We start from the raw sequence: 16,595 nt of genomic DNA, 5'->3' as shown, positions 1-16,595 counted from the left end.
TTTACATTTTATATTGGAGACAGATATGCACGATTTATCATTTTCAACAAAATTAAAACAAGAGTTCTTTGGTGGTTGGACTAAATTTGAAGCAGGTTGGTTATTGACTTTTCTTGCGATTCAAATTGGCATTTTCATATACCAGCCAGACAGTTGGATTGCCACTATAGCGGCTATTACAGGTATTTTGTGTGTAGTATTTGTTGGTAAAGGAAAAATTAGCAACTACTTTTTCGGCTTAATTTCTGTATCACTTTATGCTTATATTTCCTACACTTTCCAGCTTTATGGCGAGATGATGTTAAATTTACTCGTTTATGTACCAGTGCAATTTATCGGGTTCTATTTCTGGCGTAAAAATATGACAAGCCAAAATACGGTGAATAATGCAGGGGTAGAGGAAGTGATAGCAAAAGCTCTAACTGCTAAGCAGTGGGGGATTGTGATTATTTCAGCCATTGTTGGGACTTTTCTTTATGTTGAATTACTGAAATATTTAGACAGTGCTTTACCGTTACTCGATGGTGCAACGGTGGTTATTTCAATTGTCGCACAAATTCTGATGGTATTAAGATACCGTGAACAATGGGCGTTGTGGATTATCGTCAATATTATGACGATTTCGCTCTGGAGTGCGGTGTATTTCCAAAACGGTGAAACCAGCTTGCCATTATTGGCGATGTATGTGATGTATCTTTGTAACTCAATTTACGGTTATTACAATTGGATTAAACTTCACAAAAATCATCAACACCAATAATCAGCTCAAGCGGTTGTTTTTGGGCAAATTTTTACAAAGCACATTAATTGCCCATTTAGGTTGCAAATAAAGTGGCTTATAGCCGCAAAAATAAAGGCATACAAAAGTATGCCTTTATTTTTTTAGCTTATTTTGCCTGCTCTCTAGCAATTGCCCGATAACCAATATCTCGCCGATAGAATTTGCCTGTCCATTTAATTTGTTCGGCAAGCCCAAGGGCTTTTTGCTGGGCTTCAAATACACTGTTACCCAATGCAGTGGCACAAAGTACACGTCCGCCATTGGTGACTAATTTGCCCTCTTTTTGCTCAACACCCGCTAAGAAAACTTTTTGCTCTTGTGTGGCGGTGGGAATGCCAGTTATTTCATCGCTTTTGCGATAATCGGCAGGGTAGCCTTGGGCAGCTAGGACGATACCAAGAGCTGCTTGTTCACACCATTTTGATTTAATCGTGTCTAATTTGCCCGCACAGGCTTTTAAGCAAAGTTCAACCAAGTCGGACTCTAAACGCATCATAATTGGCTGTGTTTCAGGGTCGCCAAAGCGACAATTAAATTCAATCACTTTAGGCTGACCATTTGGCATAATCATTAAACCTGCGTATAAAAAGCCCGTGTAAGGATTATTTTCACTTGCCATACCACGCACAGTTGGGTAGATAATTTCTTCCATCACACGATGATGAATTTCAGGCGTGACAACGGATGCAGGTGAATAAGCTCCCATTCCGCCGGTGTTCAAGCCTTTATCGCCCTCTCCCACGCGTTTATGATCTTGCGAAGTTGCCATTGGCTCAATATTTTTGCCATCCACCATCACGATGAAGCTAGCCTCTTCTCCATCTAAAAATTCTTCAATAACAACACAGCTTCCTGCCTCGCCAAACGCATTACCTGAAAGCATATCACGCACCGCATCTTCAGCTTCTTGTAATGTCATCGCTACAATCACACCTTTGCCTGCAGCTAAACCGTCAGCTTTGATCACAATTGGAGCCCCTTTTTCTTTCAAATAAGCAAGGGCAGGTTCAACTTCGCTAAAGTTTTGATATTCAGCGGTTGGAATATTATGACGAGCTAAGAAATCTTTGGTGAATGCTTTTGAACCTTCTAATTGTGCGGCAGTTTGAGTAGGACCGAAAATGGTTAAACCATTGGTACGAAAAGCATCAACCACGCCAGCAACTAATGGCGCTTCGGGGCCGACAATCGTTAAACCAATATTGTTTTCTTTCGCAAAAGCGACTAATGCGTCTAAATTTGTACTTGAAATAGCAACATTTTCAATACCATTTTCGGTTTCTGTTCCTGCATTTCCTGGAGCAACAAAAACTTTATCTGCTAATGGAGATTGCCGTACTTTCCAAGCTAAAGCGTGTTCACGACCACCATTTCCGATAATTAAAATATTCATATGATTCCTTGATAAAATGAGAAAGCAAACGTTTGCGTATTGTACTTTATTTATTTGTTTGATTACAAGCTGTTGTTTTGTTAGGATTTTTTGCAAAAAGCTGAATTGTTGCTTGCAAAATAGGCTTTTTTCAGTATAATCCTGCCGTTCAGTCACATCCCTTTTTTAATCCTTGCTTCCACAAGTTGGTGACTGGCTAACGTTGGAGGCTGCTAACCCGTAAGGATAGTCAATGCGTCACTACGAAATCGTTTTTATGGTTCATCCAGATCAAAGCGAACAAGTACCAGCAATGATTGAGCGTTACACAGCATCTGTTAAAGAAGCTGGCGGTCAAGTTCATCGCTTAGAAGATTGGGGTCGTCGTCAATTAGCATACCCAATCAACAAACTTCACAAAGCACATTATGTGTTAATGAATGTAGAAGCACCTCAAAGTGTAATCGACGAGTTAGAAACTAACTTCCGTTATAACGATGCTGTTCTTCGTAACTTAATCGTTCACACTAAAGCAGCAGTAACTGAAGCATCACTAATGGTGAAAGCTAAAGAAAGCAAAGTTACTGAAGCGGTAGCTGAAGTTGAATCAGAGGAAGCAGGCGAATAATTCGCCGATTGATAACTGTTTAATCTTAAGTGGCAGAATTTCCACAAGGGTTAAACAAAGCCTAAGCCCTCTTGGAGTTCCACATTACAGTTTTTGGTTAGAACACCGTTCAAATCAAACAGAAGTCAATTTAGAACGCCAAGCGTGGTGCAAAATTCAAGTGATTTTGGCAGGCAATCAATTTAGTTATTTAACCCAACAAATTAAGCTCGGTGAGCGTGTGAGAATTAAGGGTTTTATCCATACTCACAAGGACTTTAACGGTTTAAATCAGTTAGTCTTACACACCGAACAAATTGAATTTATAGATCAGGAGAAGCCAAATGGCACGTTATTTCCGTCGTCGTAAGTTCTGCCGTTTTACAGCGGAAAATGTTGTTGAAATCGATTACAAAGATATCGCTACATTAAAGAACTACATTTCTGAAAGCGGCAAGATTGTTCCTAGCCGTATTACTGGTACTCGTGCGAAGTATCAACGTCAACTAGCTCGTGCAATCAAACGTGCTCGCTACCTTGCGTTACTTCCATATACTGATAACCACCAATAATCAGGAGAGAGTACAATGCAAGTTATTTTATTAGATAAAGTTGCTCACCTCGGTTCTGTAGGTGAGAAAGTAACTGTTAAATCTGGTTTTGCTCGTAACTTCTTAATCCCACAAGGTAAAGCAGTTATGGCAACTGAAGCAAATATTGCTCATTTTGAAGCTCGTCGTGCTGAATTAGAAGCGAAAGCAGCAGAAGTGTTATCAGCAGCACAAAAACGTGCAGCTAAAATTACTGAAATTGCATCTGTATCAGTATCTGCAACAGCAGGTGATGATGGTCGTTTATTCGGTTCTGTTTCTGCAAAAGATATTGCTGAAGCATTAACCGCAGCAGGCGTTGAAGTTGCTAAATCTGAAGTTCGTTTAAGCGAAGGTCCACTTCGTACAACTGGCGAACATGAAGTTAAAGTTCACTTACATCCAGAAGTGAATGCAACTGTGACTGTAAACGTAGTTGCTGAATAATCAGTAAAATACGAGTTAAAAACCCAGCAAAAGCTGGGTTTTTGTCTTTGAGACTAATGATGATTCGGTGTTATTTCTTCTGTTGCACTCTTTGCCCACAAGCAATTTCCTTTTGATTTCTTTTCAATTAATCTCAATAATGCTGAATGTGATTCTTCTTCCTCATCTGTGGCTTTTATAATAATAGCATCTTCAGCATTTAATACTATCTCTGAAAATTGTTCTTCTATCTCAGTCTCAATTTCAATCGTTGCTGATGTTTTTTCTACTTCTTCCTCACCTAATAATGAAATCTGACCGCCTGTCATCATTAGGAAAACATCTGCTAGAATTTCCGCATCCAGCAAGGCACCGTGAAGTACACGTTTACTATTATCAATGCCTAAGCGATCACATAATGCGTCTAAATTATTCCGTTTACCTGGGTACATTTTTCGTGCCAGCTGAAGGCTATCGGTAATAGTACAAATTTCTTTGGTTTTTGTTGGTGGATGTTGAAGATAAGAGAATTCTTGATCCATAAATGCTACATCGAAGGGTGCATTGTGAATGATCAACTCAGCTCCGCTGATAAACGCTAAGAACTCATCAGCAATTTCGGCAAAAGCAGGCTTATCTTGTAAAAATTCGTTGGTAATGCCGTGAACTTTAATGGCTTCTTCATCAACTTTACGCGGAGGCTTAATGTAAGCGTGGTAAGTTCTTCCAGTTAATCGGCGATTAATAACCTCAACAGCACCTATTTCAATAATATTATGTCCGATTTGAGGAGGGCCTCCAGCCATATTCATACCTGTAGTTTCCGTATCTAAGACCACTTGGCGGACAAGTTTTTCTTCTGTCATATTTTTCCTTTCTGTAACCTAGCTTTGGTAAAATTCTACCAAAATTGAACCGCTTGTAGGAAGATTTATACCGCAATTGTAGCAAAGTAGATTGAGAGCATAAAAAACATACATTAGATATGATTAAATTGTTTTTTTTAAAGGTGATTTCTAATATAATGCCCCAGCTTTTGACTTTAAAGGAGAAAAAATATGAAAAAAGCAATCAAACTTTTTGCAATTGCCTCTGTTGTTGCAACATTAGCTGCTTGTACTGGTGTACGTGGACACGATGGTTCAGGTCCTGTATGTGAAAATGCGACATTTATGGGCATTTCAATTATTGAAGCAGTTTCTTCTTGTAAAAAATAAGTTCTATTTTATACATAGAGATATTAAAAAGCTCAAATCTGAATAGATTTGAGCTTTTTAGTTTATTACTTCGCAATCCGTTTATATTTCACACGGTGCGGTTGGGTGGCAGCTTCACCAAAGGTTTTCTTTTTCCACTCTTCGTAGTCGGAGAAGTTGCCTTCGTAGAAGGTCACTTTGCCCTCATCGCCGTAGTCTAAAATGTGAGTCGCGATACGGTCTAAGAACCAGCGGTCGTGCGAGATCACCATTGCACAGCCCGGGAATTCTAAGATCGCATTTTCCAATGCACGCAGGGTTTCTACGTCAAGGTCATTGGTCGGTTCGTCCAGTAACAGCACGTTACCACCGCGTTGGAGAAGTTTAGCTAAGTGCAAACGACCACGCTCACCGCCTGATAATTCGCCGACACGTTTTTGTTGATCTATGCCTTTGAAGTTGAAACGACCAACATAAGCACGGCTTGGAATTTCAAAGTTGCCGATGGTTAAAATATCTTGTCCGTTCGAGACTTCTTCCCACACGGTTTTGCTGTCATTCATTGAATCACGGAACTGATCCACCGAGGCAAGCACCACGGTTTCGCCCATTACGATAGAGCCGTTATCTGGCTGTTCTTGACCTGATAGCATACGAAATAGCGTCGATTTACCTGCACCGTTCGCCCCGATAATGCCGACAATCGCCCCTTTTGGAATGCTGAACGATAAATCATCAATTAACGTGCGGTCACCGTAAGATTTGGTTAAGTTTTGAACTTCAATCACTTTATCGCCTAGGCGTGGGCCAGGTGGAATAAAGAGTTCATTCGTTTCGTTGCGTTTTTGGTATTCGCCACTATTAAGCTCTTCAAAGCGTGCCATACGAGCTTTGCTTTTCGCTTGGCGGCCTTTTGGATTTTGGCGTACCCATTCCAACTCTTTCTCAATGGATTTTTGACGAGCGGATTCTGCCGCTTGCTCTTGGGCAAGGCGTTTCTCTTTCTGCTCTAACCAAGAAGAGTAGTTACCTTCCCAAGGAATACCTTCACCACGGTCAAGCTCCAAGATCCAGCCTGCCACGTTATCTAAGAAGTAACGGTCATGAGTAATTGCCACCACTGTGCCTTCGTAGTCGTGTAAGAAACGCTCTAACCACGCCACAGATTCTGCATCCAAGTGGTTGGTTGGCTCGTCTAATAAGAGCATATCTGGTTTTTCAAGTAATAGGCGACAAAGTGCTACACGGCGGCGTTCACCCCCTGATAAATGTTCGATTTTTGCATCCCAATCTGGCAAGCGAAGTGCATCGGCTGCACGCTCTAACTGATTTTGTAGGTTATGACCATCGTGAGTTTGAATAATTGCTTCCAGCTCGGCTTGTTTTGCCGCTAATTTGTCGAAATCGGCATTTTCATCAGCATATTGTGCATACACTTCATCAAGCTGGGTTAAGGCATTTTTTACTTCGGCTACGGCTTCTTCTACGGCTTCACGTACGGTTTGTTGTGGATCGAGCTTCGGCTCTTGGGGCAAATAACCGATTTTAATGCCTGGTTGTGGACGAGCTTCACCTTCAAACTCTTTATCAACGCCTGCCATAATGCGGAGCAAAGTGGATTTACCTGCACCATTTAAGCCAAGCACCCCGATTTTTGCACCCGGGAAAAAGCTTAGGGAAATATCTTTAAGAATATGACGCTTCGGTGGCACCACTTTGCTGACACGGTGCATCGTATATACAAATTGACTTGACATTGTTTGATTCCTCACAAAAAAATTCGCCCTATTCTACTTGAATTTTGCCTTGAAATATAGGGCAGTTTTGGGCTTAAAAAAGTACCTATGATTTCTTATTGTGAATGAGTAAAAAACAAGGGATAATATTACGTTATTTTTATTTGAATTACGCTCAAGCGGTCTAATTTCATCAAAAAGTTGCAAAAAACTATGCAAATTTGACCGCTTGTTTTTTTATATTGTGGAATTTATGGTCGATTATATTCTGTTAATCATCAGTACAGCACTTATAAACAACTTTGTCCTTGTGAAATTTCTAGGGCTTTGTCCGTTTATGGGTGTCTCTAAAAAGGTTGAAACTGCCATTGGAATGGGGATGGCAACTACCTTTGTGCTGACGGTTGCCTCTCTCTCTGCCTATTTGGTGGAGGCTTATCTACTTGTGCCGTTAAATGCACAATTTTTACGCACATTGGTGTTTATTTTAGTGATCGCCGTGATTGTGCAATTAACAGAGATGATCGTACACAAAACCAGCCCGACGCTGTATCGTTTATTAGGGATTTATTTACCCCTTATCACCACCAATTGTGCCGTGCTAGGCGTTGCGTTATTAAATGTGAATTTAGCTAATAATCTTGTTGAATCTGTACTTTATGGTTTTGGTGCCGCGGTAGGTTTCTCGCTTGTTTTAGTACTGTTTGCTGCACTGCGTGAACGTTTGGCGGCAGCTGATGTACCTCGTCCATTTCAAGGGGCAGCTATCGCTTTAATTACCGCAGGACTAATGTCGCTTGCCTTTATGGGCTTTACAGGATTGGTGAAACTCTAATGCTTGATTTACCAATTATCGTTTATATTCTTATCGCTATTGCTGTTATTGCACTTATTTTCGGGGCAATTTTGGGTTATTTCTCGATTAAACTCAAAGTGGAATCTGATCCTATCGTTGATCAAATTGATGCGTTATTGCCTCAAAGCCAATGCGGTCAATGTGGTTATCCAGGCTGTAAACCTTATGCAGAGGCGATCGCCAATGGTGATGTGATTACAAAATGTGTGCCAGGTGGGCAGCCGTTGGTGGTAAATCTTGCAAATCTTTTGGGTATTGACGTACCACCAATGGATGGCATAGAAGAGCCCGAAGTGAAAGTGGCTTTTGTTATTGAGAATTTGTGTATTGGTTGTACTAAATGTATTCAGGCTTGTCCTGTTGATGCCATTATTGGTACGAATAAGGCAATGCACACGATTATTCCTGATCTCTGTACAGGCTGCGAGCTCTGTGTTGCACCTTGTCCAACCAATTGTATTGAAATGATTCCAGTGAAACAAACCACGCAATCGTGGAACTGGAAGTTCGATCAAGATTTAATTATTCCTGTAGTAAATACAACTGAATTACAGAAAAAATTAGTAACAGGCGGAGGTAAAAATGAGCAATCCTAATTTAGTGATTGAGAGAATCCGTCAAAATAAAGCCAGTAGTAAATTATGGGACTTCCCGGGTGGTATTCACCCAATCGAAAATAAAAGCCAATCTAATAGCAAGCCAATTAGAACGCTTAATTTACCTCGCTTTTTCTACGTGCCGTTGGTGCAGCATTCTGGTTTTCCTGGTGAATTAATAGTAAAAGTGGGCGATTTTGTACTGAAAGGGCAACCACTCACAAAAGGTGAGCATTACCGGCAATTACCCGTACACAGCCCGACATCTGGGCGAGTTATCGGCATTGAGCCTTATGTTTCAACGCATGCGTCAGGTTTAGCGGAAATGACGATCATCATTGAGACGGATGGCAAAGATAAATGGATTGAACGACAACCGATTGAGGATTTCTTAAGCCTTACAAGCGATCAAATTATCCAAAAAGTTTACGAATATGGCATTGCAGGGCTTGGTGGTGCGGTGTTCCCAACCGCCACAAAATTAAGCCTAGCGGATAAACGCTGCAAACTGCTCGTGATTAATGGAGCGGAATGTGAGCCTTACATCACTTGTGATGATCGCCTAATGCAAGATTGTGCACGTGATCTGATTGAAGGCATTCGGATCTTACGTTATGTGCTTCGCCCTGAAGAAGTGGTGATTGCGATTGAAGATAACAAACCGCACGCTATTAAAGCATTAGAAGAGGCGTTAAAAGGCTCAAATGATATGTTTGTGCGTGCCATTCCAACAAAATATCCATCTGGTGCATCAGATCAATTAATCCAAGTTTTAACTGGGCTTGAAATTCCCGTAGGACAACGCACCATTCAAATGGGTATTGTAATGCACAATGTTGGCACAGCGTATGCGGTTAAACGAGCTATTATTGATGACGAGCCCTTAATTGAACGAGTTGTGACCTTAACGGGCGATAAAATTCGTAATAAAGGCAATGTATGGGCAAGGCTCGGTACACCCATTCAGCATTTATTGGAACAAGTGGATTATCAAGCAGATAAACGTTTTCCTGTATTTTTAGGTGGCCCAATGATGGGTTTTATTTTGCCCTCGCTGCAATCTCCAGTGACCAAAACGGTAAACTGTTTAATTGCCCCCGACCATTTTGAATATTCGCCACCTGAGCTAGAACGTAGTTGCATTCGTTGCTCAAACTGCTCAGATGCTTGTCCTGTTGGCTTATTGCCTCAGCAGCTTTATTGGTTTGCAAGAGCAGAAGATCACGATAAATCCAAAGAATATAATTTAGATGCTTGTATTGAATGTGGCGTTTGTGCTTACGTCTGCCCAAGCTATATTCCGCTCATTCAATATTTCCGCCAAGAAAAAGCGAAAATCAATGAAATTGAGGAAAAAGCTCGCAAAGCAGAAGAGGCTAAAATCCGTTTTGAAGCAAGAGAGGCTCGTTTACAAAAAGAACGAGATGCCCGTACCGCTCGGATTACTAAAGCAGCTGAAAAACGCCGTGAAGACGTGGCAAATGAAGGTGGTGTCGATCCTGTAAAAGCGGCTCTTGAACGCTTGAAAGCGAAAAAAGCAGCTGAAACCGTGCCAGAAGCTCCAACAGACGTGCAAGTAAAATCCAACGGCGAACCTGATAATCGCGATGTAATGGCACAACGCAAAGCCAGACGTTTAGCCAAGCAGGCAGAACAAGCGGTCGAAAAATCGGAAAATATTGCAAATAGCGAAGCTGAAACTACCGAAACGGATCCACGCAAAGCAGCAGTGGCGGCAGCCCTTGCCCGAGCGAAAGCGAAAAAAGCCGCTCAACAAGCGGTCGAAAAATCGGAAAATATTGCAAACAGTGAAGCTGAAACTGCCGAAACGGATCCACGCAAAGCAGCAGTGGCGGCAGCCCTTGCCCGAGCGAAAGCGAAAAAAGCCGCTCAACAAGCGGTCGAAAAATCGGAAAATATTGCAAACAGTGAAGCTGAAATTGCCGAAACAGATCCACGTAAAGCAGCAGTGGCGGCAGCCCTTGCCCGAGCAAAAGCTCGCAAGCAAGCTGAGCAGGAGAAAAAACAGCGGGGAGAAGAAAATGTTTAGCGAACTAATCCCTCCCTTGCCTTGGTCGTTCCTGTTTATTCAGGATTTAATTGGCACGATTGTGTTTGCGATTTCGGGGGCAATCGCTGCTCGCCAGCACAAAATGGATATTTTCGGTATGTTTATTTTGGCATTTGTTACGGGTGTTGGCGGTGGTACGTTACGAGATATGATGATTGGATCAACCCCCGTGTTTTGGATGAAACAGCCGATTTATGTGTTGATGATTACCCTCGCGGTGGTCATTACCGCCATTTTCCGTAATCAAATTTCCCGTAAAAGCTGGCAGACCAGTTTATTGGTCTTTGATGCAATTGGGCTTGGTGTATTTACCGTAATAGGTGTGCAAAAAGGCTTAGATTTTGGGCTACATCCATTAATTTGTGTGGCACTGGGTGGCGTAACAGGCTGTTTTGGCGGAGTCATTCGAGATATTTTACGAAACGAAGTACCAATTGTGTTGCAAAAAGAAGTTTATGTTACCGTAAGCTTGATTGGCGGTGTGATTTTTGTAACAGCGAATTCATTTGGATTGGAAAGTGATTGGGTGTATTTGTCCACTGTTTTCACCGTCATTATTATCCGCTTGTTGGCGATTCGTTTTAATCTGAATTTGCCGAAATTGTAATAGTCGTATTTTTCGCAAAATGTTGATAAGGGCTTTTATATAATGTTTAGAGTAGTTAGTTCCCCACATACCCATTCAAGCAATCTTACCGCACATATTATGTTGTGGGTAATTGCGATGATGTTACCAGCACTTGGCGTTCAACTTTATTATTTTGGTTTTGGGGTACTAATTCAAATAATGATCGCCGTTGTTTTGGCAATTATTATTGAAATTGGGATTGCAAAATTACGTAAAAAAACGACCGCTTTCTATTTGGCGGATATCTCTGGTATTTTGACTGCGTTGATTTTAGCAATGTCGATCCCACCTTATGCACCTTATTGGATTATTGTAATTGGTGTGATTTCGTCATTGTTATTAGCAAAACACAGTTACGGCGGCTTAGGGCAGAATTTGTTTAACCCTGCAATGGTTGGATATGCGTTGCTATTGGTTTCTTTTCCAGTACAGATGACATCTTGGCTTGTGCCAATTGATTTATTAAACGAACCGCCCACATTCAATGATGCGATTTCGTTAATTTTCAGTGATGTTACCAGCGATGGTTTTAGTCTTCATCAATTGGTTAATAGCGTTGATGGGATTGCACAAGCGACACCGTTAGACAGTATGAAAAGCAGTTTGGCAAAGTTCGGTTTTGATAGAGTAATGAACACTCCGATTTTTGATGGATTGTTTGCAACAGGTTGGTTTCAACTTAATATCGCCTTTTTATTCGGTGGGCTTGTGCTGATTTATAAGCGGATTATCCACTGGCAAATTCCTGCTTCTCTACTTGTGGCTTTTTTTGTGTTAAGTGGTCTTACCGAACTCTTTACTGAACAAGCACATTTGCATTTTATAAGCCATCTATTTAGCGGGGCAATGATGTTCGGTGCGTTTTTCATTGCAACCGATCCTGTAAGTGCTTCTATTACACCAAAAGGAAAGTTAATTTTCGGTGCTTTAGTGGGAATTTTGCTTTATATCATTCGCTATTACGGCAATTACCCCGATGCAATCGCCTTTTCCGTTTTATTGGCGAATATTTGCGTGCCATTAATCGATCATTACACACAGCCAAGAATTTATGGCACAAAATTGGATAAAAGATAAATGAATATCTCAAAAATCACTTTAAAATATGCCTTAATTTTAGGCTTGATTGCATTGTTAAGCACCGCTGTTTTAACTAGTGTGTATCTGCTCACTAAAAGCAGAATTGATGATGTTACTGCAATGCAACAACGCAAATTACTAGAGGAAGTGGTACCTAAAACTTATTTTGATAATGATGTGCTAAGTAGTTGTAAAATTATTCATCTTGAAAATTTACCCCATTTAAATCATATTTATCTTGCAAAAAAATCGGAAAAACGAACCGCTTACTTAATTCAAAGCACAGCCCCAGATGGCTACTCAGGCAATATTGTGCTGTTGGTAGGCATTGAGCCAAATGGCAATGTGCTAGGTGTACGAACGATTGAACATAAAGAAACACCAGGATTGGGTGATAAAATTGAAACTCGAGTATCAGACTGGATTTTATCTTTTACAAATAAACATTTTAGCTTAGAAAACGAATCAGAGTGGAATGTGAAAAAAGATGGCGGAGAATTTGATCAATTCACAGGTGCGACTATTACCCCTCGTGCAGTGGTCAATAATGTTCGTCAAATTGCAAAATGGGTTGTGACTGACTTGGCACAAAATCCGCAAATGATCGACCAATTTAAAGATTGCAAATAGAGCATAAAATGGAAAAAGAAAACCAGATCCCTGTAACTAATATTGAGATAGAGCCTAAACAGAAGAGTGTTTGGAAAGAGCTGTTTACTGATGGTGTATGGAAAAATAATAGTACCTTAGTTCAACTATTGGGGCTTTGCCCATTGCTTGCAGTTTCAAATAGCGTCACTAATGCGTTAGGATTAGGTTTAGCCACTATGTTGGTGCTGATCTGCACTAATGTCACTGTTTCGCTTTTCCGCAAAATTACGCCACATGATATTCGTATTCCGATTTATGTGATGATTATTGCAACAGTGGTAACCGCAGTACAACTTTTAATGAATGCTTTTGCTTTTCCCGTGTATCAATCACTTGGTATTTTTATTCCGTTGATTGTGACCAACTGTATTGTTATCGGGCGAGCAGAAGCCTATGCTTCGAAAAATGAAGTAAAATTCTCCGTCTTTGATGGTTTTTCAATGGGGCTAGGTATGACATTAAGTCTTGTTGTACTCGGTGCATTGCGTGAAATTATCGGTAACGGTACGTTATTTTATGGCTTAGATTTACTACTCGGCGACTGGGCAAAAGCGTTATATATTGATGTATTACATATTGATTCAGGGCTGTTGATTGCGATTTTACCTCCTGGGGCATTTATCGGGCTTGGGATAATATTGGCGGTGAAGAACATTATTGATAAGAAGTGATTATGTTACTTTCTTTGCTCAAGATGTTATGGAGATCTAGCTCCCCTCTTTAGAAAAGAGGGGAATGTATCTCAGGGCATTTTAGTTCTTTGCACAAGCAAAGAAAAGTGACAAATAAAGAGGAATAAAGAATGACAAGAATTACCGCCCAAGACGGTTACACTCACAAATTCCTATGGTCTTTTCTACAGCCTAAATATTGGAGCATCTGGTTAAGTGTATTAGGGCTTGTGATTTTGGCGTATGTGCCAGCACGAATCAGAGATAAATTGTCCACTTTCGTTGGTAAAGTTGCTTATAAATACCTAAAAAAGCACAATAAAAAGGGTTATCACCGAGCAAAAGTAAATTTACGTTACTGCTTTCCCAAATGGGGCGAGCAAAAGTGTGAAGACGTAGTTGAAAAAATGTTCATTACCGTAGCTCAAACAATGCTTGCTATTGGAGAAACAGCAATTCGCCCAGTCTCTTATTTACAAAAACGTTGTGAGTTTACAGGCTTTGAGCACGTAGTAAAAGCCAAAGAAAGTGGTAAAAATGTGATTATGCTTGTGCCACATACTTGGTCTATTGATATGGCTGGAATTGCTATGTTTTCGTTAGGTTACCCGATGACGTCTATGTATAATCCGCACCGCAATGCGTTAGTAGATTGGCTTTGGAATATGACCCGTGAGCGTTTAGGCGGTCGAATGCACACTCGTCAAAATGGTATTAAAGCCTTTTTAGCCGATGTACGTAAAGGCGATGTAGGCTATTTCTTGCCTGATGAAGATTTTGGTGAGGAGCTCAGTGTTTATACGGATTTCTTTGCTACCGAAAAAGCCACACTACCTGGCTTAAATAAAATGGCAAGAGTAGCGAATGCGGAAGTGATCCCAATGTTTTCAATTTATAATGCGGAAAAATCAAAGTATGAAATGGAGATCTTACCGCCACTTGAATTTTCAGGCGATCCGGTGCAATCTGCCCGAGAAATGAATCGAGTGATTGAGTATTTTGTGAAGAAAAACCCAGAACAATATGTTTGGATTTTACGTTTGCTTAAAACCAGACGAAATGGGGAAGATATTTATAAACATTAAAAATATATAAATTGGCGTAAAAACTCACAGAGTAAAGGCATTGAACCAAATAGTTCAATGCCTTTTTTCTTAGCTAATTAGCCTAGGGGTGGCTGGCTATAAAAATAGCATATTGTGCAAAAAAAAAACAACTGTAAAATGCGAAAAGTTTTTTGTTATTAATAAATTAGGAGCTTTTTATGAAAAAATATCTTTTACCTCTACTTGTAATCGGAATGAGTAATGCAGCTTACGCAGGTTGCTATAACGGTGAACAAACGGCTTACTTTGTCAAAAATGGTAAAATTTCAAAGCAGATTGTTAATTATGATACCTGTGGAAATATGAATGGCGGATTTGAATCATGGGGCTTTCAGAATGATAAGCAACTTTCTATAGGTTCAGAAGGTGAAAATGCCTACAAGGTTTTGGATGGTAAGGATGTTGAACAAGTTACGAAACCGAATGGTGTTCCATCATCATTTGTATGCTATGCACCATCTTCTAACCAAAAAGAAGTTTATTGTGTAGCGTCAGGACAGTGATCATTGATTTTCAGGATGTTGCCTCGTTTCTATAAATAGCTAAAAACAGGGGCGAATAATGATTCGCCCCTACTTTTATAATGTTTATTTCTCTGGTGTTTGAGCTAAGAGTTTAGTCAAGAGATTCCAATACGTTTCCACCGCCGGAATATGCACTTTTTCATCTGGCGAATGTGCATTAAGAATGGTTGGTCCGATCGACACAAAATCCATATTTGGATAGATTTTATTGATTAAGCCGCACTCAAGCCCTGCGTGAATAACCTTAATTTCAGACTCGTAGCCTAAAATATCATCATAAATCGCTTTGGTTAATGGCGTGATTTTTGAGTTTGGATTTGGCTCCCAGCCTGGATAGTTGCCCGAAAAATCAGCTTCAGCACCAACCAGAGTAGCTAACGAGCGGATTTTACTACGAATTTCGGCTTTACCGCCTTCAATCAATGAGCGAGCGAGAATAGTTACGTTTATATTGCTCTCTTCGGTGGTAATCACACCAACGCTTAATGAGGTTTCTACCACATTTTTCACTACATCGCTGTTACGCACAACACCATTTGGCAGAATGTTAAGGAAATGGATTACACGCTCCGTGCTTGCAAGATCAAATGCCTGTGCAGGAATATTCGCCTCTTCAATTAAACATTGCAAGTTTGGCTCTGCAATGTTGAGTTCAGCCTTTAATTGCTCCGCAGTTTGGGTTAAACAAGCGGTCAATTTTTCTTTATTTTTTGCAGAAACAATCAAGGTTGCCTGAGCTTCACGAGGAATGGCATTACGCACAGACCCCCCTTGAATGGCTGAAATCTGAAATGCAACTTCGTGGTATGCTGCTTCTAAAATGTGAGCAAAAACCTTAATCGCATTGGCACGATTAGTGTGAATATCGCAGCCAGAATGTCCGCCTTGCAAGCCTTTAAGCGTAACCGTCAGTGCAGAATCTTGCTGGTGTGGCACTAAAAAAACGGGTAAGGTTATATTCACATTTTCACCGCCTGCACAGCCGATATAGATTTCACCGTTTTCTTCGGTATCGGTATTAATCATCATATCGGCAGTAAGCCAATTTGGGCGTAAGCCAATCGCCCCTTCCATTCCCGCTTCTTCTGTCATTGTCAGCAGTACTTCAATGGTTGGGTGAGCTAAGTCATCGCTATCTAACACCGCTAAGCACGAAGCTAAACCAATGCCGTTATCAGCCCCAAGTGTTGTACCTTTCGCTTTCACCCAGTCGCCATCAATATAAGGCTGGATTGGGTCTTTTTTGAAATCGTGAACTGTGCTGGCATTGGCTTGTGGCACCATATCTAAGTGAGCTTGCAGGGCAATAGTTGCACGATTTTCCATTCCTACGGTTGCAGGCTTGCGAATTAACACATTGCCTGCTTCATCACGCTCAACAAAAAACGTCTTCGATTTTGCCCAATTCACAATAAATTCAGCCAGTTCCTCTTCGTGATAAGAGGGATGTGGAATAGCACATACTTTATCAAACCATTGCCAGAGCAGTTGAGGGGCGAGAGTTGAGATTTCAGACATAATGAGCTCCTTTTGTAAAAAATTGAGAAAAAATCACCGCTTGTATTTAAGCTGGATAGCTATCTCTACCATTGTAGAATAATTTGAGATGAATTTAATAAAAAAATCTTAAAAAAAATGAAAAAAGAACTTGATGACGAGTTGTTTTTTTTTTGTACAATTTGCGTGTGTTTTAAACACAAAAAT

The 16,595-nt window shown here is 40.6% G+C and carries 19 protein-coding genes; 15 read left to right on the top strand and 4 right to left on the bottom strand.

Going from position 1 to position 16,595, the window contains the following annotated elements:
- Positions 1-25: 25 nt before the first annotated feature.
- Entirely contained in the window at positions 26-760 is a 735-nt protein-coding gene (gene pnuC, locus HV560_RS10140) for a nicotinamide riboside transporter PnuC (protein ID WP_176812792.1), read from the top strand.
- 127 nt (positions 761-887) lie between these two features.
- On the opposite strand, the gene purD is transcribed toward pnuC, so the two are convergent.
- Positions 888-2,174, bottom strand: a complete 1,287-nt coding sequence (gene purD / locus HV560_RS10135; RefSeq protein WP_176812791.1) for a phosphoribosylamine--glycine ligase — start codon at positions 2,172-2,174, stop codon at positions 888-890.
- Between the two features lie 232 nt (positions 2,175-2,406).
- Between purD and rpsF the strand changes: the two genes are divergently transcribed.
- Genes rpsF through rplI form a run of 4 tightly spaced genes read left to right on the top strand, consistent with a single transcriptional unit; the run spans position 2,407 to position 3,797 of the window.
- Positions 2,407-2,781: a 30S ribosomal protein S6 gene (rpsF, locus tag HV560_RS10130; protein WP_176808929.1), complete on the top strand. Its 375-nt coding sequence runs from the start codon at positions 2,407-2,409 to the stop codon at positions 2,779-2,781.
- Positions 2,756-3,130, top strand: a complete 375-nt coding sequence (gene priB / locus HV560_RS10125) for a primosomal replication protein N (protein ID WP_176810320.1) — start codon at positions 2,756-2,758, stop codon at positions 3,128-3,130. Before rpsF ends, priB begins: the two co-directional genes overlap by 26 nt.
- Positions 3,105-3,332 carry a 30S ribosomal protein S18 gene (rpsR, locus tag HV560_RS10120; protein ID WP_005598105.1) on the top strand — a complete coding sequence of 76 codons (228 nt, stop codon included), beginning with the start codon at positions 3,105-3,107 and terminating at the stop codon, positions 3,330-3,332. Before priB ends, rpsR begins: the two co-directional genes overlap by 26 nt.
- Before the next feature lie 15 nt (positions 3,333-3,347).
- Positions 3,348-3,797, top strand: a complete 450-nt coding sequence (gene rplI, locus HV560_RS10115; RefSeq protein ID WP_176810319.1) for a 50S ribosomal protein L9 — start codon at positions 3,348-3,350, stop codon at positions 3,795-3,797.
- A 53-nt stretch (positions 3,798-3,850) separates the two neighbouring features.
- On the opposite strand, the gene dnaQ is transcribed toward rplI, so the two are convergent.
- Positions 3,851-4,642 (bottom strand): DNA polymerase III subunit epsilon, encoded by a 792-nt coding sequence (dnaQ, locus tag HV560_RS10110; protein ID WP_176808926.1) that lies wholly within the window; start codon positions 4,640-4,642, stop codon positions 3,851-3,853.
- Between the two features lie 192 nt (positions 4,643-4,834).
- On the opposite strand from dnaQ, the gene HV560_RS10105 reads away from it, so the two are divergent.
- Entirely contained in the window at positions 4,835-4,993 is a 159-nt protein-coding gene (locus HV560_RS10105; RefSeq protein WP_176812790.1) for a hypothetical protein, read from the top strand.
- A 65-nt stretch (positions 4,994-5,058) separates the two neighbouring features.
- On the opposite strand, the gene ettA is transcribed toward HV560_RS10105, so the two are convergent.
- Positions 5,059-6,729 carry an energy-dependent translational throttle protein EttA gene (ettA, locus tag HV560_RS10100; RefSeq protein WP_176812789.1) on the bottom strand — a complete coding sequence of 557 codons (1,671 nt, stop codon included), beginning with the start codon at positions 6,727-6,729 and terminating at the stop codon, positions 5,059-5,061.
- Between the two features lie 232 nt (positions 6,730-6,961).
- Between ettA and rsxA the strand changes: the two genes are divergently transcribed.
- From rsxA to HV560_RS10055, 9 genes are all read left to right on the top strand, one after another.
- Positions 6,962-7,543, top strand: coding sequence for an electron transport complex subunit RsxA (gene rsxA / locus HV560_RS10095; protein WP_176810317.1), 582 nt, complete (start codon positions 6,962-6,964; stop codon positions 7,541-7,543).
- On the top strand, positions 7,543-8,160 hold the full coding sequence (gene rsxB / locus HV560_RS10090) for an electron transport complex subunit RsxB (RefSeq protein ID WP_176808923.1): 618 nt from the start codon (positions 7,543-7,545) through the stop codon (positions 8,158-8,160). Before rsxA ends, rsxB begins: the two co-directional genes overlap by 1 nt.
- A complete protein-coding gene (gene rsxC / locus HV560_RS10085; RefSeq protein ID WP_176812788.1) occupies positions 8,147-10,210 on the top strand; it encodes an electron transport complex subunit RsxC in 2,064 nt (687 codons plus the stop codon). The genes rsxB and rsxC overlap by 14 nt, the downstream gene beginning before the upstream one ends.
- Entirely contained in the window at positions 10,203-10,838 is a 636-nt protein-coding gene (locus tag HV560_RS10080; protein ID WP_176810315.1) for a trimeric intracellular cation channel family protein, read from the top strand. The genes rsxC and HV560_RS10080 overlap by 8 nt, the downstream gene beginning before the upstream one ends.
- Before the next feature lie 42 nt (positions 10,839-10,880).
- A complete protein-coding gene (rsxD, locus tag HV560_RS10075) occupies positions 10,881-11,936 on the top strand; it encodes an electron transport complex subunit RsxD (RefSeq protein ID WP_176812787.1) in 1,056 nt (351 codons plus the stop codon).
- Positions 11,937-12,569 (top strand): electron transport complex subunit RsxG, encoded by a 633-nt coding sequence (rsxG, locus tag HV560_RS10070; protein ID WP_176808919.1) that lies wholly within the window; start codon positions 11,937-11,939, stop codon positions 12,567-12,569.
- A gap of 8 nt (positions 12,570-12,577) precedes the next feature.
- Positions 12,578-13,261 carry an electron transport complex subunit E gene (locus HV560_RS10065; protein ID WP_159631087.1) on the top strand — a complete coding sequence of 228 codons (684 nt, stop codon included), beginning with the start codon at positions 12,578-12,580 and terminating at the stop codon, positions 13,259-13,261.
- Between the two features lie 131 nt (positions 13,262-13,392).
- Positions 13,393-14,346 (top strand): lauroyl-Kdo(2)-lipid IV(A) myristoyltransferase, encoded by a 954-nt coding sequence (lpxM, locus tag HV560_RS10060; RefSeq protein WP_176812786.1) that lies wholly within the window; start codon positions 13,393-13,395, stop codon positions 14,344-14,346.
- Positions 14,347-14,525: 179 nt separating this feature from the next.
- Complete coding sequence (locus HV560_RS10055) at positions 14,526-14,870, top strand: hypothetical protein (protein ID WP_176812785.1); 345 nt, start codon at positions 14,526-14,528, stop codon at positions 14,868-14,870.
- Between the two features lie 84 nt (positions 14,871-14,954).
- On the opposite strand, the gene HV560_RS10050 is transcribed toward HV560_RS10055, so the two are convergent.
- Positions 14,955-16,409 (bottom strand): aminoacyl-histidine dipeptidase, encoded by a 1,455-nt coding sequence (locus HV560_RS10050; protein ID WP_176812784.1) that lies wholly within the window; start codon positions 16,407-16,409, stop codon positions 14,955-14,957.
- Positions 16,410-16,595: the final 186 nt, after the last annotated feature.

The organism is Mannheimia pernigra, assembly GCF_013377995.1.
Taxonomy (GTDB): Bacteria; Pseudomonadota; Gammaproteobacteria; order Enterobacterales; family Pasteurellaceae; genus Mannheimia; species Mannheimia pernigra.
Note: the sequence above shows the minus strand (reverse complement) of the source record. Positions and strands in the feature narration are given on the sequence as shown.